The 24,964-nt window shown below is 50.7% G+C and carries 21 protein-coding genes; 6 read left to right on the forward strand and 15 right to left on the reverse strand.

What is annotated here, in order from left to right; translation table 11 throughout:
• Positions 1–102 precede the first annotated feature (102 nt).
• The 3 genes from IQ256_RS21505 to IQ256_RS21515 all read right to left on the reverse strand — a co-directional run bounded on the left by IQ256_RS21505 (position 103) and on the right by IQ256_RS21515 (position 6,695).
• Complete coding sequence (locus IQ256_RS21505; RefSeq protein WP_193857748.1) at positions 103–3,846, reverse strand: S-layer family protein; 3,744 nt, start codon at positions 3,844–3,846, stop codon at positions 103–105.
• A gap of 723 nt (positions 3,847–4,569) precedes the next feature.
• Positions 4,570–5,283: a hypothetical protein gene (locus IQ256_RS21510; protein WP_193857749.1), complete on the reverse strand. Its 714-nt coding sequence runs from the start codon at positions 5,281–5,283 to the stop codon at positions 4,570–4,572.
• A gap of 245 nt (positions 5,284–5,528) precedes the next feature.
• Complete coding sequence (locus IQ256_RS21515; RefSeq protein ID WP_193857750.1) at positions 5,529–6,695, reverse strand: alanine--glyoxylate aminotransferase family protein; 1,167 nt, start codon at positions 6,693–6,695, stop codon at positions 5,529–5,531.
• Between the two features lie 218 nt (positions 6,696–6,913).
• On the opposite strand from IQ256_RS21515, the gene IQ256_RS21520 reads away from it, so the two are divergent.
• Positions 6,914–7,660, forward strand: coding sequence for a C40 family peptidase (locus tag IQ256_RS21520; RefSeq protein ID WP_193857751.1), 747 nt, complete (start codon positions 6,914–6,916; stop codon positions 7,658–7,660).
• 26 nt (positions 7,661–7,686) lie between these two features.
• Here IQ256_RS21520 and IQ256_RS21525 read toward each other — a convergent pair whose 3' ends face one another.
• The 8 genes from IQ256_RS21525 to IQ256_RS21560 all read right to left on the reverse strand — a co-directional run bounded on the left by IQ256_RS21525 (position 7,687) and on the right by IQ256_RS21560 (position 12,620).
• Positions 7,687–7,872: a hypothetical protein gene (locus IQ256_RS21525; protein WP_228025143.1), complete on the reverse strand. Its 186-nt coding sequence runs from the start codon at positions 7,870–7,872 to the stop codon at positions 7,687–7,689.
• Positions 7,873–7,903: 31 nt separating this feature from the next.
• Positions 7,904–8,242, reverse strand: a complete 339-nt coding sequence (locus tag IQ256_RS21530; RefSeq protein WP_193857753.1) for a hypothetical protein — start codon at positions 8,240–8,242, stop codon at positions 7,904–7,906.
• Positions 8,243–8,373: 131 nt separating this feature from the next.
• Entirely contained in the window at positions 8,374–8,685 is a 312-nt protein-coding gene (locus IQ256_RS21535; protein ID WP_228025144.1) for a hypothetical protein, read from the reverse strand.
• Positions 8,682–8,960 (reverse strand): hypothetical protein, encoded by a 279-nt coding sequence (locus IQ256_RS21540; RefSeq protein ID WP_193857754.1) that lies wholly within the window; start codon positions 8,958–8,960, stop codon positions 8,682–8,684. Before IQ256_RS21540 ends, IQ256_RS21535 begins: the two co-directional genes overlap by 4 nt.
• Before the next feature lie 27 nt (positions 8,961–8,987).
• The gene (locus IQ256_RS21545) at positions 8,988–11,198 is read right to left on the reverse strand and encodes an NACHT domain-containing NTPase (protein ID WP_193857755.1); all 2,211 of its coding nucleotides are present in this window, start codon (positions 11,196–11,198) and stop codon (positions 8,988–8,990) included.
• Between the two features lie 69 nt (positions 11,199–11,267).
• On the reverse strand, positions 11,268–11,858 hold the full coding sequence (locus IQ256_RS21550) for a Uma2 family endonuclease (RefSeq protein ID WP_193857756.1): 591 nt from the start codon (positions 11,856–11,858) through the stop codon (positions 11,268–11,270).
• A gap of 4 nt (positions 11,859–11,862) precedes the next feature.
• The gene (locus tag IQ256_RS21555) at positions 11,863–12,474 is read right to left on the reverse strand and encodes a Uma2 family endonuclease (protein ID WP_193857757.1); all 612 of its coding nucleotides are present in this window, start codon (positions 12,472–12,474) and stop codon (positions 11,863–11,865) included.
• 5 nt (positions 12,475–12,479) lie between these two features.
• A complete protein-coding gene (locus tag IQ256_RS21560) occupies positions 12,480–12,620 on the reverse strand; it encodes a hypothetical protein (protein ID WP_193857758.1) in 141 nt (46 codons plus the stop codon).
• A gap of 104 nt (positions 12,621–12,724) precedes the next feature.
• Between IQ256_RS21560 and IQ256_RS21565 the strand changes: the two genes are divergently transcribed.
• Positions 12,725–13,045 carry a nucleotidyltransferase domain-containing protein gene (locus IQ256_RS21565; protein ID WP_193857759.1) on the forward strand — a complete coding sequence of 107 codons (321 nt, stop codon included), beginning with the start codon at positions 12,725–12,727 and terminating at the stop codon, positions 13,043–13,045.
• Positions 13,042–13,365: a HEPN domain-containing protein gene (locus IQ256_RS21570; RefSeq protein ID WP_193857760.1), complete on the forward strand. Its 324-nt coding sequence runs from the start codon at positions 13,042–13,044 to the stop codon at positions 13,363–13,365. The genes IQ256_RS21565 and IQ256_RS21570 overlap by 4 nt, the downstream gene beginning before the upstream one ends.
• Positions 13,366–13,445: 80 nt before the next feature.
• On the opposite strand, the gene uvrA is transcribed toward IQ256_RS21570, so the two are convergent.
• The 3 genes from uvrA to codA form a co-directional block, all read right to left on the reverse strand.
• Positions 13,446–16,535, reverse strand: coding sequence for an excinuclease ABC subunit UvrA (uvrA, locus tag IQ256_RS21575; protein ID WP_228025145.1), 3,090 nt, complete (start codon positions 16,533–16,535; stop codon positions 13,446–13,448).
• 218 nt (positions 16,536–16,753) lie between these two features.
• Positions 16,754–18,721, reverse strand: a complete 1,968-nt coding sequence (locus IQ256_RS21580; protein WP_193857761.1) for a M1 family aminopeptidase — start codon at positions 18,719–18,721, stop codon at positions 16,754–16,756.
• Between the two features lie 315 nt (positions 18,722–19,036).
• Positions 19,037–20,290, reverse strand: coding sequence for a cytosine deaminase (gene codA, locus IQ256_RS21585; protein WP_193857762.1), 1,254 nt, complete (start codon positions 20,288–20,290; stop codon positions 19,037–19,039).
• 259 nt (positions 20,291–20,549) lie between these two features.
• Between codA and IQ256_RS21590 the strand changes: the two genes are divergently transcribed.
• Positions 20,550–20,969, forward strand: a complete 420-nt coding sequence (locus IQ256_RS21590) for a hypothetical protein (RefSeq protein ID WP_193857763.1) — start codon at positions 20,550–20,552, stop codon at positions 20,967–20,969.
• Positions 20,970–20,977: 8 nt separating this feature from the next.
• Here IQ256_RS21590 and IQ256_RS21595 read toward each other — a convergent pair whose 3' ends face one another.
• Positions 20,978–21,715 (reverse strand): ComF family protein, encoded by a 738-nt coding sequence (locus IQ256_RS21595; protein ID WP_193857764.1) that lies wholly within the window; start codon positions 21,713–21,715, stop codon positions 20,978–20,980.
• Between the two features lie 644 nt (positions 21,716–22,359).
• Here IQ256_RS21595 and IQ256_RS21600 point away from each other — a divergent pair.
• Both IQ256_RS21600 and dnaG read left to right on the forward strand, forming a co-directional pair.
• Positions 22,360–22,998 carry a hypothetical protein gene (locus IQ256_RS21600; RefSeq protein ID WP_193857765.1) on the forward strand — a complete coding sequence of 213 codons (639 nt, stop codon included), beginning with the start codon at positions 22,360–22,362 and terminating at the stop codon, positions 22,996–22,998.
• A 20-nt stretch (positions 22,999–23,018) separates the two neighbouring features.
• On the forward strand, positions 23,019–24,962 hold the full coding sequence (dnaG, locus tag IQ256_RS21605) for a DNA primase (protein ID WP_193857766.1): 1,944 nt from the start codon (positions 23,019–23,021) through the stop codon (positions 24,960–24,962).
• The last annotated feature ends 2 nt before the right edge of the window (positions 24,963–24,964 follow it).

The raw sequence follows: 24,964 nt of genomic DNA on the forward strand, positions 1-24,964 counted from the left end.
CCCCTGCGCCCCTCCCAAGAGGGGAGTCTCTTCAGGCTTTGTAGCTAAAGTACTTATCCAGTATGAATCCTGGAAAGTCGTTTAACCCGAACTCGCGTTAGGTTATACAGAGAGGAAGCTACTGCCATCGAGGCTAGTCGCATCAACGCCCTGCAAGATAGCCAAGGTCTCGTCCTCAAACAGGATGCTGTTGCCTTCAAAAGTCAAAGCTCCTAGGCTGAGTCCGTCAGCTAGCCCAATCAGGTCTATACCTATCTCAAAGTCAACGATTGTATCGGTACCTTCGCCTGCTGCCAGTACAAAGGTGTCGCTGCCGCTACCGCCTGAGAAGTCGTCGCCGACGAGTCGGTCATTGCCGAGGCCACCACGCAAGAAGTCGTCACCGTCGTCACCCCAGATCGCGTCGTCGCCTTCATCGCCGAACAGAGAATCATTGCCGGACTTACCACCGATGCGGTCATTGCCCGCACCCCCGAAGATGACATCGTCGCCGCCTGGTTTGCCCGCTTGTGATTTGCGAGAGTTGCGATCGCCCCGCAGCACATCATCACCGCCGCCGCCAGAGATAGTGTCATCCCCTAGCTGGCCCGCGATGATATCGTTCAGCTCAACTTCAACAGAAGCGGTATCAGAAGCTATGACTTCGCTAGCGCCGCTAGAAGCCGTGATCGTAATCTGCCCGACCTCAGTCGTTTGCTGTCCGTCAAGAGTATCTGCACCAGCAGTACCCACGGTCGTCACTACGGTGTCAGGCAGAGTGACAGGGTAAGTACCCACCACAGACTCACCTACCGCGAGCGTCGTACCGACTACGTCCGCCAAGCTAGAACCAGTAGTGCTAAAGGAGCCGTCCGCAATTTCATCAATTGTGACAGCAACCGTTCCTACATTAGTGATTTCTGTTTGGAACAGCGCTTCTCCTCCGGCAGTCCCCATTTCACTGCTAGCAAAAACGCCGTCTCCATCCGCATCCACTAACTGCTGAACTTCGATAGCAGGTTCAGTAGTGACTACATCATTAACCGTCACCTCAACCGTGGCGGTATCAGTCAGTTCGCCGTCGCTGACAGTGTATTCAAAACTATCACTACCGCTAAAGTCAGTATCGGGTGTGTAGGTCACCGTGCCATCAGGATTAATTGCGACGCTGCCGTTACTACCCTGGGTTACACTCTCAACGCTGAGGCCATCACCATCGAGATCGCTGTCGTTGTCTAGTACGTCGATCGAGACCGCTACATTTTCATTAGTGGTCGCGCTATCAACGACAGCAGTTGGAGGATTCTCGACAACAACGTTATCAACAGTCACCTGGACTGTGGCAGTGTCAATCAGTTCACCATCGCTGACGGTGTATTCAAAACTATCGCTACCGCTGAAGCCAGCATTCGGCGTGTAGGTTAATATGTCGTCGGCGTTGATAGTGACGGTGCCATTGTCGGCTTGGATGAAGCTGTCGATGTCTAGACTATCGCCATCAACGTCACTGTCGTTAGATAGCACATCGATTGAAACGGCGACATCTTCATCAGTAGTTGCACTATCGGCATTAGCAGTTGGCGCATCGTTGATTGGCTCGACGGTGATATCAACTGTAGCAGTGTCACTCAGTTCGCCATTACTGACTTCGTATGTGAAGCTGTCGCTACCGTTGAAGTCGGCATTAGGCGTGTAGCTCACCGTACCGTCAGCGTTAACATCGACGGTGCCGTTGCTACCCTGAGTTACGCTCTCAACATTGAGATTATCACCATCGGCATCGATGTCATTGTCTAGTACGTCGATAGAGACTGCTGTATCTTCATTGGTAGTAGCGCTATCAGCAGTGGCGACTGGAGGGCTAATACCATCGTCGATAACGGTCACCTCAACTGTGGCAGTATCGGTCAGTTCGCCATCGCTGACAGTGCATTCAAAGGTATCGCTACCGTCGAAGCCAGCGTTTGGGGTGTAGCTCACCGTACTGTCGGCGTTGATATTGACGGTGCCGTTACTGCCCTGAGTCACGCTCTCAACGCTGAGATCATCACCATCGAGATCGCTGTCGTTGTCTAGCACATCAATCGACACTGCTACGTCTTCATTGGTAGTAGCACTATCGTCGGTAGCGGTTGGTGCATCGTTGACCGGCTCGACAGTAATGGCGACCGTAGCAGTATCGGTCAGTTCGCCATCGCTGACTTCATAAGTGAAGTTGTCGCTACCGTTGAAGTTAGCGTTGGGCGTGTAGCTTACCGTACCGTCGGCGTTAATATCGACGGTGCCGTTGCTGCCTTGAGTGACGCTCTCGACAATGAGGTCATCGCCGTCGATATCGCTGTCGTTATCAAGTACATCGATGGAGACTGCTGTATCTTCATTGGTAGTTGCACTATCAGCAGTAGCTTCTGGAGCGTTACCCCCCGCATCAACGACGGTAACGTTAACTGTGCCAGTATCAGTCAGCTCTCCATCGCTGACTTCATAGGTGAAGCTGTCGCTACCATCGAAATCGGCGTTAGGTGTATAGGTCAGTGTGTTATCAGAGTTGAGAGTAACAGTACCGTTGTCGGGTTGGGTAAAGCTGTCGATGCTGAGGTCATCGCCATCGGCATCGCTGTCGTTATCGAGTACGTCGATTGATACTGCCGTATTCTCATTAGTTATAGCGCTATCGTTTACGGCTTCTGGAGAGGTAGCGACACTTGGTAGATCAACGGTCTGGTCACTGAATTGAGCTTTTTCGACGCCAATTAGAACGTCTGTACCGTCTCCATTACCACTAGTATTTTCAACAGTAACTGTCCCGTTATCTGTACTGATTTCGTAGTCAGAAAGCGCACCAGAGAAAACGGCAGTATCGGTTCCACTACCGCCAATCAAAGTATCGTCGCCAGCACCACCAAGCAAGCGGTCATCGCCATCTTCACCAAAGAGGCGGTCGTCTCGTTGCCCTCCGTCGAGGGTGTCGTTGCCATCGCCACCGAACAAGTCATCGAAGCCAGTACCGCCGCTGATGCTGTCATTATCGTCGCTGTTGTCGAAGATGAAGTCATCCGCACTTAGTTGTTCTCGGCTGATGCCTAGAATCTCAGTTACGGAAGTACCGAACCCTAGCGTTGTTGTAATTTCGACGTTGCCTTCTGCGTTGTTCGATAGCAGAGCAGATACAGTATCGAACTCGCTAATTCCCAAAGTGCGTAGGTCAATTTTGTCTTCGCCTTGTCTGAAGTCGGTGATGGTGTTGTTGGAGTTGCCAGCCTGTTCTATGACAAAGTTGTCAGCACCATCTCCACCAATCAAAGTATCGTCACCAGCACCACCAAGCAAGCGGTCATTGCCATCTTCACCAAAGAGTCGGTCGTTTCGTTGCCCTCCGTTGAGTGTGTCGTTGCCGTCGCCACCGAACAGGTCATCGAAGCCACTACCGCCACTGATGTTGTCATTATCGTCGCTGTTGTCGAAGATGAAGTCATCAGCGCTTAGTTGCTCTCGACTGATGCCTAGAATCTCAGTTACGGAAGTACCGAACCCTAGCGTTGTTGTAATTTCGACGTTGCCTTCTGCGTTGTTCGATAGCAGAGCAGATACAGTATCGAACTCGCTAATTCCTAGAGTTCGTAAGTCAATTTTGTCTTCGCCTTGCGTGAAGTCAGTGATGGTGTTGTTGGAGTTGCCAGCCTGTTCTATGACAAAGTTGTCAGTACCATCTCCACCAATCAAAGTATCGTCACCAGCGCCGCCGAATAGTTGATCATCGCCGTCAGCAGCGTCTATAGAATCATTACGGCTAAGACCGTTAATGATATCGTCTCCGTTAGTGCCTTGGAGATTGTCGTTCCCACTTGTACCGTTAATTATGGCCATAGTTCTTTTCTTGCCTTAGTTTTGTTTCAAAGATTGAACAGATTTGTGTTTGCTCAACTGTCATTTGGACAGTAGTTGAACAACGAAGTTGATGAATTTGCAGTGCGAAAAATTCTCTCAAGCTGGTTGATAGTACTCAGTACCATGCAGCCGATCTCAAAGGCTTTCGAGGCAAATGCAATTAGGAGAACCGCAGAACAACTTCGCCGTGTCTCTATGTTTTCAACACACAGACTACGTGGCTTGTCGCTATGATTCAGTATGGATAAAGAACAGAAATACGAAACCGATAGATAGGAGGAGCCTACACAGCTTTTCTAGAATATTTTGTTTATGCCATCAGTGCGGTTATTAATAAAAAGACGCATATACACCCAAACGGGATAGTATCACCGTCTTAATGCAGGAATTTTGAGCGTACATAAATCTACATAACTTGATTTGATAGAGAAAAGACAGATATAAAGTTTCTTTAATTCATTCGCTTAAAACATTCTTTCGCGATCGCTGAATGCCTTGTATACCAACATTTCATCTTCCTGAAGACAGTCTCGTATATGTCAACACTCAAATTCTTGTGCATCCAATCGATACCGCTCTACCGTACCTATGTAATGCGCTTAGATCGGAGTCTGAAAAATATAGCAATACGCCTTCTATTGGTACCTATGCTCCACCTATTAAATTTGAATCTATTGGATCTGAGCCGTATCCTTGACAGTGTCAAAGCGGTGACTGTGAGGATTTGGTGGAAGTGTTGGCGTGGGCAGTGAAAGCGCGATCGCGTCCCATTTGCTCACAGCACTTAGCCGCTGTTACAAAGAAAGCTTCTGAGACCAATTTGCAAGCTTCTTCGGGAACGAACACCCAACTCATCAGACTATCGGAGCGGGCAGCCGAGAAGAAGGCTAGGAAGACATCGTCGCGATTGCTAATAGCGTCTATGCCGATCATGCAAAACAACAATACAAAGCCGCCAAAGACATAAGGAAGAACAAACTTGTATCTTTTCAGCTCTTTGCGGTAGACAACTAGCAGCGCGATCGCAATCACACCGTAAAGACCCACAATCAGATCGTCTATGCGATCGCTCATACCCGTTTCTTGCAGATTCAGCACTATGTGAATCAGCTTGTCTAGCCCCTCATGGATAGTGGCTAGCTCATCAAGGGCTAGAAAGACAAAGCCAGCGCTGATAATGCCCCAGATCGCACCAGGCGAACGCCAGGGACTGCGAAAGGCCGCTGATCTAGCCTTGAACGCCCGATAGGCGTAGTAAGCAATAACAAATAGCTGAATACCTGAGAAGATATCGATGAAACCGCCATCTTTGAACTGCTGTTCAACCTGCCCGAAGGGATAGCTGATCAGAATGACCAGTGCGATCGCCAGCAGATTGAGCGCCAGCACTCTGTAAAACAAAACTTTGGTAGGCATCTATTGAGAAACTGTGGATCACAAAAAACCTGCCTCGGCTGCTAACGGAGAAGCCAGCGGGTACGGCTTTTTGTAATACAGATTGCTTATTTTTTGTGTTTTATTATACCTCTCTTATGAAGAAAGCGGCCTTTGTAGACTGTGCATCTACAGAAGACCGCCCGAAGGAGTTGTTCTATCTAGCTCGCTCTAGTCGCTTGGGTTTGCGATCAAGTCTTACCTCAGATTTCGCCTTAAATTTCGCGCTAAACCTGGGCCAGCACCTGTTTCAACGCTGATAAAAACGTATCAACATTCTCCTTTTGGGCGTTGTAGCCCATCAGCCCTACGCGCCAAACCTGACCTGCCAGATCGCCCAGTCCACCCCCTAGCTCTAGGTTGTGATCCTCGATGAGTTTGGTCGTGACCGCTTTTGCGTTTACGTTTGCAGGTACGCGCACGGTTGTCAGCGTGGGCAATCGATAGTCGCGCTCGACGTGGCAGCTCAGTCCCATATCTTCTAGGCCATCCCATAGATACTCGGCGGTTTCTTGATGACGAGCCCATCGTGCAGCTAAGCCTTCTTCGGCGAGCAGACGCAGGGCTTCGCGGATGGCGTAGGTCATATTGACGGGGGCAGTGTGATGATAGGTGCGGCTCTGGCCCCAGTATTTACTGAGCAAGGACATATCGAGATACCAGTTGGCGACTTTGCTCTGGCGATTGTTGAGTTTGTCTAGGGCGCGATCGCTCATCGTAAACGGCGAGCTTCCAGGCGGGCAGCTCAGCCCCTTCTGGCTACAGCTATAGGCGAGATCTACGCCCCATTTATCTAGGAAGACGGGCACACCGCCCAGACTAGTGACCGTATCGAGCAGCAGCAAACAGTCGAACTCGCGGCACAGGTCACCGACGCCTTCTAGCGGCTGACGCGCTCCTGTAGAGGTTTCGGCGTGGACTAGCGCCAGCACCTGAGGGCGATGCGTTTCCATGGCGCTACGCAATTCAGCCAGCGTAAAGACTTCTCCCCAGGAGCGACTAATTGTGCTGATATCAGCGCCATAGCGACTAGCCATATCTACCAGTCGATGGCCAAAGTAGCCATTGAGGCCAATCAAAATTTTGTCGCCCGGTTCGATAGCATTAGCGATCGTCGCTTCCATCGCGGCTGAGCCCGTGCCGCTCACAGGTAGGGTCAGGCGGTTATCGGTCTGCCAGGCGTAGCGCAGCAGCTCTTGCACTTCGTCCATCAAGCTGAGGTAGGCAGAGTCGAGGTGGCCAATGGGCTGGCGATCCATCGCTGCAAGGACAGTCGGATCGGCGTTAGAGGGGCCAGGCCCGAGCAGCAGCCGAGAGGGAATATCTAGCTTGGACAGAGGGCTGAGATGGGTGTTGTCAATGGCAGGGGTTTTGAGGGGGAGGGTAGTGGTCATGGGAGAGAGTGCCTTTTGGCAGTAGAGGATACGCCAACAGAGGGAAACAGTTGGACAAAGAATAAGGATCTGTAACCTAGACTACCGTGTTGGTGATGCATCGGCGATATGTCAACGTTCCTGTAACGGCAACTCCGGTTGGCAGAAATTTGATTGCAGGAAAGCTTTGGGTAAGGTAGCTTAGCGTCATTGGATATTGGGGTTGAATCAAAGAGCCTATGGTTACGCTTGAGGCGTTACAAGATGGCATTTATCGGGGTGCGGTTCAACAATATGTATGCGGCCATGCGATCGACCTTTATCAATCGCCGACTTGCCAGGGGCTGGTCACGCAGGTTGATGTCGGCGACCATCTACGAATTCTTGAGGTGTCAAAAGATAGCAAAGTCTTTCGGGTGTGTAGCTGTAAGGATGACTATCCCGGCTGGATATCGGGTAAATATCTGCACAGTTTGACGGTGGCATCGCGGCCTTACCAGCCGCCGATGCTGAGCGCGGATGAGATTCGAGGACGGGTTGAAAAGGCGATCGCATTTTCAAAAGCAGCGATGGCCGCGCCGAATGAGTATCTATGGGGGGGCGCGACCGCTCCTAATTACGACTGTTCTGGCTTGGTGCAATCCGCCTTTGCATTTGCGGGCATTCAGCTCCCGCGCGATTCCTATCAGCAAGAGGATTTCACCGAGCGGCTGAGTCAGGGCGACTTGCAGCCAGGGGATTTAATATTTTTTGGCACGCCAGCGCGGACTACGCACGTCGCGCTCTATATCGGCGAGGGGCGCTATATCCACAGCTCTGGCAAAGACAAGGGTCGAAATGGCATTGGGATTGATTCACTCGTTGACTTAAGTCATCCGGTCAGTCAGGGCTACTATGATTTGCTGCGCTGCTTTGGCCGGGTGACGAAGAGCTATCAGCCAAGCGGAGGACGCGATCGCAAAGGCGTTGGGTTGAAGCAGAGCTGAGGCTAAGCAATACAAACACAAAAAAATCACAACAACTCAGCTTCTAACAAGCGCCCTTGAAGTGGTTCATATTCATCTTCAAGCAACCAAAGCTGGGCTTGAGCGTAACTCTCACAGCGCTTTATCAGCTTGTACTGTTCGGCAGGGTCGAGAATCTGACAGTGGCCTGATTTATCTCCTAAGAGCATCAGCAGATAAGGTGGCGATTGCATAGGATCAATCCAAACTTCTAGAAAGTTCCAGCTATTCCTCGCTAGGTCGAGTTCGGGGAATGGGGTGGTATCTGTTGTCTGCATCAATCTTTACCTCGCCATAAAATAAGGGGAAGGTTGAGCCATCAGGATCTATGCGGAGACCAATTGCCTCTGCGAACACCAGTCCATAGCGATCATAACCTCTAGCAAAACCGGTGTAGACACCTCTTATGAGGATAGCTTGTGCAACTTGAAATAGAGTGTCTTCATCTTTGAACACGTGAGCTGCACGTCCTCGCTGTAGAAGCCGATCACTCTGAGGCGTATCTGGCAAGTGCTTGGCCAAATGTCGACGATCAAGGATGATTTCACGATCGATTCCGCTCATACGGATTTCCGTCACTAGGCGGCTTCTATAATGTCATACCTGCTAGCTGCTGACTACTAGCTCAGCTTCTTCCGATGCCTAGGTTTGCCATGAACGGATTGCTTCGTACCTTTGATCGACAGCCCCTTGCATCATACAGGGCGACCTAACCTATAGCGATGAACGCCAAGATAGCCAATCCGAACGCACCATATCTGTGCTTTTGGATATCTCTCTATCAGGCGGTCGGAAGCAGTCACGGTATCCTTTGCAAGCTCAAATGCGCCTGTATCGATATCAATGGCAACGATTTTGCCGTGATTGCCTTCTTCAACTTGAGGGCGTACCTGAGTTTCGTAGATCTCAGTGCCGCGCTTTGCGTGTTCTTCTTTGCTATACCGAAGTTGAGGGAGGTTTATTGCTTTGGCCCCGTTGTAAAGCTGTAGCGACAAGATTACCTTCATTGTACGACGCGTTTTAGGCCGTAGGTAACTTCCATATAAACGGGAATTGATGCTCGGCGGTCGGCGTTGACTGCTCGGCGGTCGTGGACTGTTGCTTGGTGGTCGGTATCAAGTGCGGTGTGGTCGTGGGCGATCGCTCGGCGGTCGGGAATGGGTTTGCAGTGGACGGGAATTGATGCGGTGCGGTCGTGAACGATTGATATAGGGGATGGAAGGATTGCTCGTGGGTTGGGGGCGATCGCAGCCCGTGACTGATCGGGGTTGGGTAGGGGCATTGCATGCAATGCCCCTACGAGGATGAATCAATCTGCGGTGTCTTCGGGGATAGTCGGCACGGTCAGAATGCTGGATTCGATGTCTTCCCACACATCGGGCGATACTCTGGTTGCGCCCTCTTTGCAGCGGATCATTAGCTCACAGATATAGAGATAATCAGCGAGAGCTTTAGATTCGTCTGTAGACAGCCGAGTTATTTCTGGATCTATGCCGAGTGCAGACCACCAAAGACCGTAGATAGATTCAACAAACTTTTTCTTGTCTTCAGGGCTCGCTTTCTCGTTAGGGAGGTTGCTCTGTTGGGTTTCGAGCGATCGAACTAATCGACCGAAATCCACACTCTGGAATATCCTTACGTTTGCTTCTGCGAGGTCGCGAGCGTGGTCGCAGGCACGGTCGCGGGCAAGATCAAGGGGGTGGGCGAGAAAGATGTCGCGGTCGCGAGCGAGAGTGAGGGTACGATCAAGGATGGGGACGAGGGTAGGATCAAGGGCGCGAGCGAGGGCAAGGGCGCGGACAAGGGGATGGGTGAGGGCAAGGGCGGCGTTGGTAGGTTCAAGAGCGAAGGTAAGGGCGATCGCGCGATTGCGGACGCGAGTAAGGATAAGAAAGGTAGCGACAAGTCTTTTAGCCAAAGGCTTCGATATTGTTTCGGACTTATCGATGGCAGTGTCTGCCCAGTTCATCAGAGCCTTTAGTCGGAACGTGCTGATATAGCTATCAGCCTGTGCTTTCATAGCTAGCAACAAACTATCCGCCCCCGCCCGCCCCGATATCAATCCAGGTAACAGTAAAAAGATCTCACGCCAGCGATTATTAATGATATGCCCTTGAACTAAGCCTTTCCATTCGTTGTTGTCCACCAGGTACTGAGCAGCCAGATACTCCTGCAACGTCAGATGAGAAAAAGAATACTGATCTTCCATTCTCTCTACCAAAATCCCCTGCTGCACCTCTATCGCGTTCAGCACCTTTTCACTATCTAGTCCTTTCGGCGCGTTCAAGTTACCAGCTAGGAAATTCCTAATCTGAGCAGACAGCCACCGCTTGTCAAAAAAGAGCTGATCGGCTTCCATCCCGTCATAGGCAATCTCAGAAAGCAAAATCTCTTCTTGTTCTATACTCAACCCCTCATAGATCTCGTCGCGCAAGATTCGCTTCTCCGCCGCCCACTCTTCTAACAATATCCGCAGCGCCTTCTTGTACAAACTGCTGCGGTTGTTCGGAAACCGCTGAGAAAGGTCATACACTAAGCACAGATAGGTCAGCAGCAGCGGCGTATGCGCCAGCTCCTTCGAGGCTTTATTCTCCGGCTTTTGCAGCACTTCCCAACACTTCTGGGCAGTTTCACGTTCTCTATCCTGCTCACTGCCAAACCAGTTATTGATAAATTGCTGAATCTGTTCATCATCAAAATCCGCCATCGTCACATTGCTGAATCGTACAAATGCACTGCCGCGATAGCCAGACGCCGCCACCCGACAAGACACAATAAAGCGATTGCCATCGTAGCGGTCTACAAAATCTCGGATTGTTTTCAGCACATTGTCCAAGTTGGCGCTCGGCACCTCATCCAAGCCATCGAGCATAATCAATAAATTCCCCTGCGTCAACGCATTTTGCATAAACGCCTCCGCCTCTGGAAAGCCACAGGTCTCAAACTCAGCCGCAATAAATTTGGCAATCTCCACATCGCTCGCCTCAAAGCGCTTCAGCTCTAACAGCACCGGAATCACGCGCGGCTTGTATGTTGCCCTTTCATAGTAGAAAGTCTGCAGCGCCTCTAATCCGACCTTCCGTAAAAACGTACTCTTTCCCGCACCTGGCCCACCTAGCACCATCAGGTACTGCTTTTGATTCGCAATCGTAATGCCAGATTGCTTCTCTTCTTTTTTGCCGCTGCTGCTATACCCTCGCAAACGATTCTCTCGAAAAGTCTCTTCCAAAGCCTCCGGATCAAACTGCAAGATATCTCTACTGTCCAGCAGCTTCACCCCCGTATACACAGAAGCCAAATCTACTGGCTCCCGCATCCCCAGCACCTTTAGCTGACAGTGTCGCTTCTGATACGTCTCGATGTACTTACGAGAGGCGTTGAAAATCGTCTGCTTGCTCTTGTCCTTGATGCCTTTAATCGTATTGGCAATGGCACTACCGCTACTCGCCTTCGTCGTATCGGTAATCAGGGCAGCAATACCCTCTGCCGCCGCACCTATCAAGAATTCAGAGCCAGTCATATTGCCATACTGTTAAAGCTATAGCCGCAGCATACCGCAATGCTCTTTTGTGATCTACGAGGTTGCTAGCTACGAGGTCTGTTCTGCTTTCACAATATCCAGCCGAACATTCCGATACAGCTTTTCAATCGGCAGCTCAACGCCCATACTCGCAATCTCAACTGTCTCACCTTCCCTGTAAGGAGAATACAGCCACATTCGCCCTTCTCCACGACGGAAACACTCTACCTGTATCCGCTTTGTACTGATCAGCACATATTCTTCTAGCGTTGGAATCTGGATGTATTCTTGAAACTTGTCTCCTCGATCCACGTTTTCCGTACTGTCAGAAAGCACTTCTATAATCAGCTTTGGAAAAGTGTAGAAAGTATCGCTACCTTCATCCCTGTCATCACAGCTTACAGAAAGGTCAGGATAGCGAAAAAATAGTCCTTCTTTCACCATCACTTTCACGTCCGAACCGCTCATCCGACAGCGATCGTTCTCGACTTTATCAATTAGTAACCGTCGCATGTTAAACGCCAGCTCGTCGTGGTTCTTGGTTCCGCCCGCCATAGCGAACACTTCACCGTCGCAGTACTCATGACGGATCTCTTGGTGTGACTCCCACTCTAAGTAGTCGTCAGCAGTCATATACCGAGGTTGAGAAATAGCAATCATGACGTCAAGTCCAAATACGATGCAGCTTCAAAACAAAATCAGGTAGAACAGCTTCTCCAGAAAGTTCACTTGGTGCTTCTAATACTTCGGTTGGTTCTCCAGCTCGATAGATCTCTACCCTTTTATTCTTCGGATCAATTAGCCAGCCTAGCCTAGCTTCATTATCCATATACTCACGCATCTTTTCCTGAAGAGGCTTTAGACTGTCAGAATCAGAACGCAGCTCTACTACAAAGTCAGGGCAAACGGGCGCAAAGGTTTCTTGTTTTTGCTCGGTACTTAGAGCATTCCATCTTTCTTGACTTACCCAGGAGGCATCAGGCGAACGAGTCGCACCGTTTGGCAGCTTAAAGCCTGTTGAGGACTCAAAACCTTTCCCTAACGCATAATGATTCTCAACCCACGCCCCTAGTTGAGCAGTGATGCTAAAGTTACGTTCTCCAGTTTCCCATCCGGTTGGTGGGTTCACGATCAGCTCTCCTGCGGCGGTTCTCTCTAATCTCAGCTCACGATTTGTGACCGCTAGTATCTCAAACTGCTCATCGGTCACTGTTAGCAAAAGCTCTGTGGGTAGCACAAGTGAGAGCGTATTTGGTTTTAGCGGCGTTTGTACCATGGCAGTTAACCTTTTTGCGGCGGATGCTGAGCGAGCACTTCCTTCAAATATTTACCAGTATACGAATCTTCTGTGACAGTGATGTCTTCAGGGGTGCCTTGGGCGATGATTTGGCCACCGCGATCGCCCAGTTCCAAACCTAACACCTAATATCATAGGATAACGTCCTTCTTGGCATCGTCAGAGAACTGACAAAAGCGATAAGATAAGCAACATCTAGCCATAATATTTGGAAGGAGGGCGAAGCGTAATGCAGGAATCAGATCGTCAAATCGCCGCAGAATTCCACTCTCGATTAAAGGAGATTGTGTCGATACTAGACCTGCGGATATTCGGGTCGCGAGCTGAGGGCAGTCTAAAAGATGACTCGGACCTAGATGTGTTCATAAAGCTAGCGAACTTAGATCGCCCTTTGCGAGAGAAAATTCATGATTTGGCGTGGGAAGTAGGCTTTGAGCATAACCGCATTATTTCTACATTCGTTGTGACAGAAGCACAGCTGCAAACAGAGGCAATAGGAGCCAGCCCACTACTGACTAAAGTCTTTGAAGAAGGCGTTGCCGTCGTATGAACAGTCAGCTTCAGCTTTTAGTCAGATATCGTCTAGCTGAAGCCAAAGAAACTATTGAAGAGGCGAAGCTGCTGCTAGAATATATCGCTTTTCGCGGCAGTATCAATCGTTCGTATTACGCGATGCTTTATGCCCTTTTAGGGCTGCTAGCAACTCGTGGATTGGGCACTTCTAAGCACAGCGGTGTCATCAGTCTGTTTGACCGTGAGTTTGTTAAGACAGGGCTTTTGCAAAGAACTTCTCTCGCAGCTTGCATTGTGCTTTCGATGAACGGCAGGCTAATGACTACGGCGAAATGCTACAGCCAGATCAGGGTCTAGCTATAGCGCTTTTGGAACAGGCAGAGGCGTTTGTAGACGAGGTCTCGGCTTATCTAACAAAAGCAGGGTTTGATTTGTGACTAACCTTTTCGTGGCGGATGCTGAGCGAGCACTTCCTTCAGATACTTGCCAGTATAGGAACCTTCTGTAGCAGCGATGTCTTCGGGGGTGCCTTGGGCGATGATTTGGCCACCGCGATCGCCCCCTTCTGGTCCTAGATCAATCACCCAGTCACAGCAGCGAATCACATCTAAATTATGCTCGATCATAATCACCGAGTTGCCTTTTTCTACCAGTCGCTGCACCACATCCAACAGCTTATGCACATCATAAAAAGACAATCCTGTGGTCGGCTCGTCAATCAAATACAGTGTCTTGCCTGTAGATCTCCTGGCCAGCTCACTTGCTAGCTTCATTCTCTGAGCTTCCCCGCCCGACAGGGTTGGCGCTTTCTGCCCTAGCTTCACATAGCCCAAGCCCACGTCTACCATCGTCTGCAAACGACTCGCCGCCTTCGGAATATTCTCAAAGAACTTTAGTCCTTCTTCTGCTGTGGTGTCCAACACATCAGAAATGTTCTTTCCCTTGTACTTCACCTGCAAAGTCTCGCGGTTGTAGCGTGCGCCCTTACACACATCACACACCACATAGACATCGGGCAAGAAGTTCATCTCAATCACATTTACGCCCTGACCGCCACAGGCTTCACAGCGCCCGCCTTTGACGTTGAAAGAGAACTGTCCTCGCTTGTAGCCTCTGGCTTTTGCCTCAATTGTTTCTGTGTAGAGATCGCGAACCACATCGAAGATCCCTGTATAAGTCGCCGGGTTGGACCGTGGCGTGCGACCGATGGGAGATTGGTCAATCACGATCGCTTTGTCCAATGCTTTTAACCCTTTAATCGGCTCCATGTGTTTGGGCTGAGGGATTTTGCTGCCAAAGTAATGGCGAATGGCTGGATGCAACAGTTCATTAATCAAGGTAGATTTGCCGGAGCCAGAGACGCCTGTGATGCAGACGAATTTGCCTAGCGGAATGTCTACGTCTATGTTGCAAAGGTTGTTGAGGTGGGCGTTGCGAATTTGAATGCTGCGGCCATTGCCAGGTCTGCGTTCGGCGGGGGTGTCAATCTTTTGACGGCCCGAAAGATATGCACCTGTGAGCGATTCTTTGCAGTTGAGGATATCTTCTAACTGTCCCTGGGCGACGATCTGGCCACCGTGAATGCCTGCGCCGGGGCCAATGTCCACAATGTAGTCAGCCGCTCTCATAGTGTCTTCGTCATGCTCTACCACAATGAGAGTATTGCCTAAGCCCTTGAGTCTTTGAAGGGTGTTCAACAATCTATCGTTATCTCTTTGGTGCAGGCCGATGCTAGGTTCGTCGAGCACATATAGAACGCCGCTGAGCCCTGCGCCAATCTGAGTCGCGAGGCGGATTCTTTGGGCTTCGCCGCCGGAGAGGGTTCGAGCTGTTCTATCTAGGGTGAGGTAGTCGAGCCCCACATCTAGTAAGAAAGTGAGACGGGCCTTGATCTCTTTGAGGACAAGATCGCCAATGGCCATCTGACGAGCGGTGAGCTTTGGCGCTTCACCGTTTTCACCCACGAGTTCATAGACTCTGTCGCGACATTCTCGTACTGAAACACTCGTGAAATCTTTGATCGTGTATGGGCCAATTCGCACTGCAATCGATTCAGGCTTTAGTCTCGCGCCATTGCAAACTTCACACGGCTGATCGACTAAGTATTTCTCTAACTTCTGTTTATAAGATTCAGAGGAAGCTTCCTGATATTGACGCTGCAACATTGGCAGCACACCTTCGTAGCGGCGGTGATAGCCTTTGTTCGTACCATAGCGAGAGTCTGTTTCTATATAGATCTTCTCTTTTGAGCCGTGCAGGATTACTTCTTTTTGCGAGGCTTCTAGGCTGGCCCAGGTGGACTGTAGCTCGAAGCCAAAGGCTTGTCCCACGCTGTAGAGTAATGAGAAATAGTAGGTATTGTCTTTTTCTGACCAGGGTGCGATCGCAGCATAAACCGGCACCTCTGGGTCAGGCACCACCAGATCCGCCGAAAACCGCTGCAAACTGCCCAGTCCATGACAGTGCGGGCAGGCCCCATACGGTGAATTAAAAGAAAACAGCCGAGGCGATAGCTCGTCCATCACCGCCCCATGCTCCGGGCAAGCGAAATTCTCCGAGAAAATAATCTCTTCTGGTACCTCTACCGCTGGTTTTTCCGTTTCTTTTTCCGTCTTTTGGCCCGGCAGCACATCCACGATCGCAATCCCTTCCGATCGCTTCAGAGCAGTTGCCAAAGAATCCACTAATCTCTCTTGCAAATCATCCTTTTTTACCAGGCGATCGACGACCACTTCAATATCGTGTTTCTTATTCTTATCCAGCTCAATATTGTCACCGAGTTCACGCGGCTCTCCATTTACCCGCACCCGCACAAACCCCTCAGCCGCCAGCGCCGACAATAGCTTCTGATGCGTTCCCTTTTTTCCCCTCACCACCGGCGCTAGCAATTGAAACCGCGTCCGATCCGGCAGCTCCATCACCTGATCCACCATCTGGTCAATACTCTGTGGTGAAATCGATCGGTCACACTGCGGACAATGCGGCTGACCCGCTCGACCATACAGCAATCGCAAATAGTCGTAGATCTCCGTCACCGTCCCCACTGTAGAACGCGGGTTATGAGACGTAGACTTTTGGTCGATCGAAATCGCCGGACTCAAGCCCTCAATCGCATCTACATCCGGTTTGTCAACCTGACCCAAAAACTGGCGAGCATAGGCGCTGAGCGACTCCACATAGCGCCGCTGCCCCTCCGCAAAAATCGTATCAAACGCCAGCGAAGACTTCCCAGAGCCTGAAACTCCAGTGAAGACCACCATCTTGTCACGCGGCAAATCGAGACTGATGTCCTGTAGGTTGTGCTGCCTAGCGCCACTAATCCGAATCAGATTCTTCGTATCTGATAGATCAATCGGTTCATCTAGCGGCACATGACCATTCGATGCAGGTGCAATCTTTCTAGCCTTCGTCCCTGCTTTACCCTTAGCCTTCTTCGAGGCAGTCCGCTTGGTCTTAACTTTCTCGACTTGAGTAGAATCCTCCGTAGCGAGCTGATCCTGGCTAGATTTCTTTTTAGATAAAGGCATTAGGGTGCAGTATGGAAGACTCAGGCAAGGTTCAGCCTACGCAGAAACCCGCAAAAACATTTCTTCATAATAGAACACCAAGCCGAGACAATGCCCTGTCTCTTCAGTACAAATTAGTACAAAACCCGGATGAATCTAGCACCCCAGTTGTGATGAAGACGTTTGAGGTAAATAGCGGCGCATCATGATACGCGATCGCCTGCAGGCTATTGAAACTTCTAGACAACCTCAACAAAGTCACTACTAGATAGCGCCGCAGTAAAGTCATTCACCTCCATCAAGACCTCATCCTCAAAGCTGATCTGCGTAGTCGTCCCTATCACAGCAAAAGACAATGCTTCAAAAGAGAGGGCTGGGGCGAGGCCAAACACATCCTGCCCTTGAACGAAATCATAGAGAATATCAGTCCCCTCTGCAGGCGCTAGCACAAAGGTGTCTTCCCCGCGCCCGCCATAGAGTTGATCATTTCCACGACCGCCCCACAGCAAATCGTCACCATCATCACCCCAGATGCGATCGTCATCCTCATCGCCATAGAGCTTGTCATCACCGCCCTTGCCACCCATGCGATCGCGGCCCGCACCGCCATAGATAATATCAGCGCCATCCGCTCCATTTTGAGCAGAACGGTTGTTGCGATCGCCCCGCAAAATATCATCGCCAAACTCACCGAAGATGACATCATCGCCCGCGCCGCCCGCAACGACATCATTACCACCCCCGGCGAACATCACATCATCTGTTTGATTGCCACCCACTAGCGTATTGGCCGCCTCATCGCCCACAATATGGCCATCAAACGCCAGATCCAGCTCTGGAATCGGCGCTAGGTAATCGTTATAGATCCAGCGATCAAAAAACGACTCTAGCTGCATGCCGCTCACCGATTCGGCAATGTTCACCAGGTCTTCAGTAATGACATTGCCACCTTTGTAAGTGTCGTAATAGGTGCTGACAATGTCAAACCAAGTCTGGTCACCCACCTCTATACGTAAGTCATGAAGCGCCAAAGCGCCCCACTCATACACCCCCGGATTGAACAGATCGTCAGCCTGCGGCTCACCAGGCGAGTCGAAAAACTCAAAGAAATCTTCTACAAACCCATAGGTATCAACCACCCATTCGTCTAGCGCCTCAGCGCCACGACTGTGTTCAAACCACAGCCCCTCCGAGTAGGTAGCAAATCCCTCATTCAGCCAGATATCGCTCCAGTCTGCTACCGCTACGTCATTACCTATCCACTGATGAGCCGCCTCATGAGCAATGGTTCCTTCCAAAGAAGATCTGCCTAGATTGTTGGTGCCAAAAATCGAAAGCGTTTGGGTTTCTAGCGCAGTCCCCGTATTGGTATCCATCACCACCGCCCCGTAGACCTCAAACGGGTAGGGACCAAAAATACCGCTAAAAAAGTCCACCATCTCTGGCTGCAAGTCAAACAGATTAAGCTGCTCGTCAGGAAGCGCTTCGGCGAAATAGTTGCGAATAGGAACGCCCGTCTCAGATACGCTGGTTTCGATATTAAAACCGCTAGTGATGTTCAGCGTAGTCAGATAGCTAGCCATCGGATCTCTAGCTTCAAACACATAGGTTGTGGTATCGCCATTGTCCGTCGTTTGCTCTAGGACGCCATTAGCAGAAACGCCAAATGCTTCGGGCACTGTCACCCGAAACGTGTAGGCTGCTTTATCTAGCGGATGGTCATTCACCGGGTAGTAATTCGCCGCCCCATCCGGCTCGCTCAGCACGAAGCTGCCACCGTCAAAGATCACCCAGCCAGTGGGCACCGGAATTGCGACAGAAGTAATTTGCTCAGGAGAGCCACTGTAGGTCACTGCTGCTGTAAATTCTTCACCCTCAGCCAGAGGCGCTGCGGGCGTAATTGTCAGCTCTTGCCCTTCGCGGCTAAAGCTAGCAGGGGCATTATTGACGGTAATACCCTCGATATCAAAGCCAATAAAGTCCAAGTTAAAACTGCTAAGCGCCTGAGTAGCCGTGGCGGTGATCGTGGTCGTACCCACTAGCGTACTGGTGAGCACATCCGAAATATCTAGCGCCACATCGTATTTCTGAACATCGTAGCCACCATTGCCAAAATTGGGATAGAGCGAATCCCCGAGTCCTGGGGCACCTGGAGTAGGCGTAGTGTTAGCAGTGGACGTGGCCAGGGATGTACTGAGGCTTCTCATGTTGAAACTAAATAGGTAAGGGGGCTGCATTAAAAACAAAAACCGTCTCGCTTAGCTCAGCTCAAAAGCTAGAGCAGCGAAACGGTTCAAAGATTCAGGTATCGAGATATTAGGGTGAAGTATACCGATGCCTAGAGTTGTTGTTTTGTCGTCAGATACACCGTTCCACCGTAAGTACAACAATCTACACAATTACAACAACTCTATACTCGCCATAAAATGCTTGCACCTCACGCCGAGCGTCCTGTGATCCTGCGTCTTGCCTCTTCCAAAAACTCTCTCATCTCAAAAGAAGAGCAGACTCTACGACTTCCCTCAGCCCTTGTCCTCGCCCGACCACCGAACCACTGGGGGCACCGTCTCCACCAAAACCTTTCCCCGCGAAATCACAGTTCTCACCGTTGCTCGATTCAAGATCGCCTCGTATCGATCTTTTGCATCTAGCACCACCAAATTGGCAGGTCGCCCCACCTCAACCCCATATCCTTCGCCCAAATTCAGCGTCTTTGCCCCCCCAGCCGTCACCATATCAAAACAAGCATCCACCTCTGCCTGTCCCGTCATTTGACACACATGCACCGCCATCTCCGCCACCGCCAGCAAATTCCCCGTTCCTAAGCTGTACCAAGGATCTCGAATACAGTCATGACCCAAACTCACATTCAGCCCGCTCTGCCAAAGCTCCTTTACCCGAGTCACCCCACGCCGCTTCGGATAGGTATCCGTTCTCCCTTGCAAGGTGATGTTGATCAGCGGATTTGCAATAAAGTTCAGCCTAGCCCGCTTTAAAACGCCCATTAGCTTCAGCGCATAGGCATCGTCATACGAACCAAACGCTGTCGTATGACTCGCCGTCACATCCGAGCTCAAACCACTGCGAATACACTCACCCGCCATCACCTCTAAAAAACGCGACTGCGGATCGTCAATTTCATCACAGTGAACATCAATTAATCGGTCATACTGCTGCGCCAGCTCAAAAATCTTATGAACAGAGCGCACCCCATCCTCTCTAGTCAGCTCGTAATGCGGAATGCCACCCACCACATCTGCCCCTAGCCGCAGCGCCTCCTCCATCAGCGATTCATTTTGAGGCGCGCCATACAGCCCATCTTGGGGAAAGGCCACCACCTGCAAAGTTATCCAGTCCTTTACCGCCTCGCGCACTGCCAACAGCCCCTTCAAGGCAATCAACCCTGGCTCACTGACATCGGCATGACTACGCACAAACAAAACGCCATAGCTAGCCTGCTGTTTCAAAGCGCTAATCGCCCGCTGCTTGACATCTTTTATCGTCAGACTTGCCTTTCTCTCTCGCCAGATGTCAATCCCCTCAAACAGTGTGCCGCTTTCATTCCATCTAGGTTCTCCAGCCGTCAGCGCTGAATCTAAATGAATATGCGACTCTACAAACGGCGAGCTGACCAAGCGCCCCTCGATATCTAGCTCAGTTGCTGCCTCGATCGGTAGGTCGGTATCAATCGCAACGATCTGGTTTTGGGCGATCGCAATATCCACCACCGATCCGTCTACCAGCCGCCCCCGCCGCAGCACCAAAGTCGCGTCCACAGTACTCAACCCTCCTATTCGCTCTATTGCTGTCTAGACCTATTGCTGCCTAGATCTATCGCTACCAGCCAGCCGACAGAATCTTAAGCTTTCTTGCGCCCATAGAATATTCGTTCAGTTTGCGCTATATAAAGCAAACCAGACCTGAGCTCCATCAAAAGTATAAAATCTATCAATAGGAGTGCATTGAGTAACGTCATTCCACTCCTGTTACCTCTCTTGTTACCTCAGGTGCTCTACACCACGACCTGGCCACACCATGAAATCACCGCAGGAACTACAGCCAGAACCACCGCAGAATCTACAGCAGCGGATCAGTCAACAGCGCGTTGAGCACATCGTTGATAGCTATCTTCTTAAGGGAGACGAAGCCGCTGCCTTCGATACCTATCTCCACACCTTACTGAGTCAATATCCCGCTGGCTTAGTCGAATTGGCCCTGATAGAAACCCTAACTAAAAACTGGTTGACTATTCCTATGCAAAAAGGAATTGCCTTTCTTACCACCGCACATGACCAAATCAAACAGTGGCAGCAGAGCCAATCGCAGCAGAGTGAACCAAGTCTCAGCCTGACACCAAGTCAGTTTCATCAGATTACCGGACTTGACCCCGAAATCGCCTTCGTCGCCCTAGCACAGCTTCAGTCTCAACCCACATCAGCAGCAGAAATTTCTTAGGTTAGCTGCTATTTCGCGTGTTTGTTATCGTCAGCAATGGCCCTAGCGACAGCAACCATGCCGACTACTCGAATGTGCGATCGCCTCAAAACATCTGCTGCGCTCTTCGCTGTTGTGCCAGTCGTGTAGATATCATCTACCAGTAGAACCCTAGGCGCGGCCCCAAGTCGTTTTTCAAGCCGTTGTAACGACTGTCCAACTTGAAAAGCATCCTTCAAATTTTTCTGCCGAGCCTTTAGCCCCAACTGATATTGAGGCAGCGTATCCTCAGTGCGGATTAGCCCTTGTGGCAATAGTGGCAATCCACTCGCCTGACAAAAGCTTTGAGCAATGAGTTCCGCCTGGTTGTAACCCCTTTGCATCTGCCTGTGGCGATGCAGCGGAATCGGCAGCGCATAAAGCGGACCGGACCGCGTCGTCAACGTTCTTCGCGCCATCCACTGCTGGCCTAGAGCCATTCCTAAGGCTCTGCCAACGTCCGGTCGATACTCGTATTTCAAAGCTCGTAGGGCCTGCTTGATCGTACCGCTGTAGGGAGCTAACGCGCCAATGAGCAGCGGATGCTCATTCCTCGGTGTCCATCCCTTGAAGTCCCTGACCAGATCCTGTAGCTGCGCCTGGCAATCTGGGCAAAAAGTTTGATGCTGCGGGCGATCGCACACCGCACATCCCTGACTCAAGAACAAGCTGAGCCCTTGCTGACTGACAGCTCGGCTCAGCTGGCGAGCGCTATCTAGCCAGTTCATGTCTGAATCGCTGATGCTCGTAGTCGCTAGTTATTAAAAGATCGAGGTTGGATAGTCGTAGTCGTACCATCTACGAAGACTAGGTACATGAGATTACTCTCGGTCGGCTCAGGTGCTTCGGCAGCTTTAAACTTAGGAGATTTGTCGGAATCGTTCTTATTGACTACGCTGATGGACTTTGTTTGCTTCAACGAATACATAAGGTTTAGATGAGTAAGTGACGAATTTTGGAAAATTCACTCTAATTCTTCCGGATTCCTCTGAAATCCAGTGAGCGTATAAGTAAGGAACTTTCTTAACCGGGTTTATAGTCAGGAGATAAAGACAGATTTCGCTCTCAAGACAGCAGCAAGTACACGACGCTGAGTCGATTGAGCATTTTCTATAAAACAGGTAAAGGTGGCTAAAGACGCGGTTTCTTTAGAATTTAAGCCAAAATGATATCCTAGGTTCATCATTCCTTCATAAAGTCGTTGCCATCAACCTGTAAATCTACGGATAGGTTATGCAGCCGCCATCTGCTTTGGATAAAAGATTTAGAAGTTCAGCGGTAAAAGCCTATGATTAGGTCATATTGACGCAGAAATTGCGCCAATTGGCTGAAGAGACCTCAGCTTAATGACCTAACTATTTCGGCACGGGCCTTGGGTGTAGAACTTCGTAGCTACGTATATTTAGACAATCTTCAGCCTCAACACGCCGCCTATATTGGCACGGTCTCCATCGGGTTTTTGCCGCTACCGGGAGACGCCTCTCTTTGGATTGAGGTCTCACCGGGCATCGAGATCAACCGCATCACTGACGTTGCTTTAAAGTCTGCTGTCGTGCGCCCTGGTGTGCAGGTGGTAGAAAGGCTGTACGGCGTCTTGGAAATTCATGGCAGTCAAGGTGAGGTTAAAGCCGCTGGTAGAGCGATCTTGAGCTACTTGGGACTACAGCGAAAAGATGCGCTGAAGCCAGAGCTGCTGTCAAACCAGGTAATTCGCAACCTTGATCCTCATCATGTGCAACTGGTTAACCGCACCCGCCGAGGCAATATGATCCTAGCGGGTGAGACGCTGTACGTGATGGAATGTCAGCCGGCGGCCTATGCTTCGCTCGCGGCTAATGAAGCTGAAAAAGCCGCCTTTATCAATATCTTGCAAATCTCTGCTATCGGTAGCTTTGGCAGACTATATTTAGGCGGGGCTGAGCAAGACATTTTGGCAGCAGCAAGGGCAGTAAGAGCTGAGATGGAAGCGCTGCCAGGGCGATTAGATGACGATGACGATGCCGACGAGTAACCACTTCGAATAACCATCCAATGGGCAATCCTCATATCCATCCCGACACCATTGATGAGGTTCGTCAGCGCGCTGACATCGTCGATATTGTCTCTGAACAGGTCGTGCTGAAAAAGCAGGGCAAGGACTTTGTCGGGCTGTGTCCGTTTCACGATGATAAGTCGCCGAGCTTTAGCGTCAGTCCGTCGAAGCAGTTTTACTATTGCTTTAGTTGCGGAGCTGGCGGCAATGCGTTCAAGTTTTTGATGGAGCTAGGCCAGCGTTCGTTCGCGGATGTGGTATTGGATCTGGCTCGGCGCTATCAGGTGCCTGTCAAAACCACAGAACCCGCGCAGCAGCAGGAGCTCCAAAGAAAGCTAACGCTGAGAGAACAGCTTTATGAAATTGTGGCGGTTGCTGCCAAGTTTTATGAGCACGCCCTGTTTCAACCCGATGGCAAGCGGGCGCTGGCCTATCTACGGGATGAAAGATTACTGAGCGACGAGACGATTAGGCACTTTCAGATCGGCTATGCGCCCGAGGGCTGGCAGACGCTGTATGGCTATCTGGTGACTCAAAAGCGCTATCCGGTCGGGCTAGTTGAGCAGGCCGGGCTAATTGTGCCGAGAAAGGAAGGAACCGGCTATTACGATCGGTTTCGCGATCGCATCATGGTGCCGATCCATGATGCCCAAAACCGGCTGATCGGCTTTGGCGGGCGCGGACTAGGCGCTGACGCTAAACCCAAGTACCTGAACTCGCCTGAGACAGAGCTATTCGACAAAGGAAAGACGCTGTACGGATTAGATAAGGCCAAGGCTGCGATCGCCAAACAAGATCAGGCCATCGTCGTTGAAGGCTATTTTGACGTCATTGCCCTGCACGCAGCCGGCATCACTAACGCAGTGGCTTCGCTGGGAACGGCCTTGAATGCTGGGCAGGTCAAGCTGCTGCTGCGCTATACCGAATCTAAACAGATCATTTTCAACTTTGATGCGGATACGGCAGGGACGAAAGCGGCTGAAAGGGCGATTGGTGAAGTCGCAGATATGGCCTACCGAGGGGACGTGCAGCTTCGCATTCTCAATATTCCAGACGGCAAAGATCCCGACGACTACCTGAGACTGCACACCGCCACAGAGTACCTGGCGCTAGCCGACTCCGCGCCGCTCTGGCTCGATTGGCAAATCAACAATATTGTCAGCGGCGTAGATCTAAAGCAAGCCGATCAGTTCCAGCAATGTTCGCAGTCAATCGTCGCACTGCTCAGTGACATTGCCAACGCCGACACCCGAACGCACTACATTCGTCACTGCGCTGAGATTTTTAGTCAGGGTGACGGTCGAATCGTGCCTTTGCTAGCCGAAAACTTGCTCGCACAGGTGCGGCGTAAGCGTCGCAATCCCGGCAATAAAGATGCTAAAAGCAGCCAAAAGCACGAGACCAAAATTCTCAACCGCAGCTTTTTAGAAGAGGCTGAAGCCGCTTTACTGCGGATTTACATCCACTGCCCTGAGCATCGTCAAACCATCATCGACGGCCTAGACGCTCGCGATTTAGGCTTTAGCTTCTCTCATCACCGGGCGCTGTGGCGGATGGTGCTGGAGCTAGCTGAGATTGAGCAGAACGAAGCATCGGCGGCGACCATGCTAGAGACGCTGCGTAACTTTTCGGCGGAGTCAACCGGGCCACTTTCTCAGGTTCATCATCTGCTGTACCTAGACGAAAAAACGCACCTAGATACGGTGCGTGAGCCGCTGATAATTCGAGCTGCGATCGCCTGCCTAGAGCGCAACCTGTGTGAAAAGCGCTATCGGCGACTGCTTGAGCTTTGGCAGAGCGGTGACTTCTCTAAAACGCCTGAAATCCATGCCGAATACCAGAAGCAGATCATCGCCGAAAAAAGCCGGATCAACGCCCTAGATCAAGAAGAGCGCAGCGTCGATTTCGTCGATCTTGCCAGCGTGCCCTGGGTGGGGAATTAGGG

The organism is cf. Phormidesmis sp. LEGE 11477, from assembly GCF_015207105.1.
GTDB lineage: Bacteria > Cyanobacteriota > Cyanobacteriia > Phormidesmidales > Phormidesmidaceae > Phormidesmis.

Coding starts and splice junctions, on each gene's coding strand:
- IQ256_RS21505 (WP_193857748.1), bottom strand. CDS start 3,846: ATGGCCATAATTAACGGTACAAGTGGGAACGACAATCTCCAAGGCACT.
- IQ256_RS21510 (WP_193857749.1), bottom strand. CDS start 5,283: ATGCCTACCAAAGTTTTGTTTTACAGAGTGCTGGCGCTCAATCTGCTG.
- IQ256_RS21515 (WP_193857750.1), bottom strand. CDS start 6,695: ATGACCACTACCCTCCCCCTCAAAACCCCTGCCATTGACAACACCCAT.
- IQ256_RS21520 (WP_193857751.1), top strand. CDS start 6,914: ATGGTTACGCTTGAGGCGTTACAAGATGGCATTTATCGGGGTGCGGTT.
- IQ256_RS21525 (WP_228025143.1), bottom strand. CDS start 7,872: ATGCAATCGCCACCTTATCTGCTGATGCTCTTAGGAGATAAATCAGGC.
- IQ256_RS21530 (WP_193857753.1), bottom strand. CDS start 8,242: ATGAGCGGAATCGATCGTGAAATCATCCTTGATCGTCGACATTTGGCC.
- IQ256_RS21535 (WP_228025144.1), bottom strand. CDS start 8,685: ATGAAGGTAATCTTGTCGCTACAGCTTTACAACGGGGCCAAAGCAATA.
- IQ256_RS21540 (WP_193857754.1), bottom strand. CDS start 8,960: ATGCCCCTACCCAACCCCGATCAGTCACGGGCTGCGATCGCCCCCAAC.
- IQ256_RS21545 (WP_193857755.1), bottom strand. CDS start 11,198: ATGACTGGCTCTGAATTCTTGATAGGTGCGGCGGCAGAGGGTATTGCT.
- IQ256_RS21550 (WP_193857756.1), bottom strand. CDS start 11,858: ATGATTGCTATTTCTCAACCTCGGTATATGACTGCTGACGACTACTTA.
- IQ256_RS21555 (WP_193857757.1), bottom strand. CDS start 12,474: ATGGTACAAACGCCGCTAAAACCAAATACGCTCTCACTTGTGCTACCC.
- IQ256_RS21565 (WP_193857759.1), top strand. CDS start 12,725: ATGCAGGAATCAGATCGTCAAATCGCCGCAGAATTCCACTCTCGATTA.
- IQ256_RS21570 (WP_193857760.1), top strand. CDS start 13,042: ATGAACAGTCAGCTTCAGCTTTTAGTCAGATATCGTCTAGCTGAAGCC.
- uvrA (WP_228025145.1), bottom strand. CDS start 16,535: ATGCCTTTATCTAAAAAGAAATCTAGCCAGGATCAGCTCGCTACGGAG.
- IQ256_RS21580 (WP_193857761.1), bottom strand. CDS start 18,721: ATGAGAAGCCTCAGTACATCCCTGGCCACGTCCACTGCTAACACTACG.
- IQ256_RS21590 (WP_193857763.1), top strand. CDS start 20,550: ATGAAATCACCGCAGGAACTACAGCCAGAACCACCGCAGAATCTACAG.
- IQ256_RS21595 (WP_193857764.1), bottom strand. CDS start 21,715: ATGAACTGGCTAGATAGCGCTCGCCAGCTGAGCCGAGCTGTCAGTCAG.
- dnaG (WP_193857766.1), top strand. CDS start 23,019: ATGGGCAATCCTCATATCCATCCCGACACCATTGATGAGGTTCGTCAG.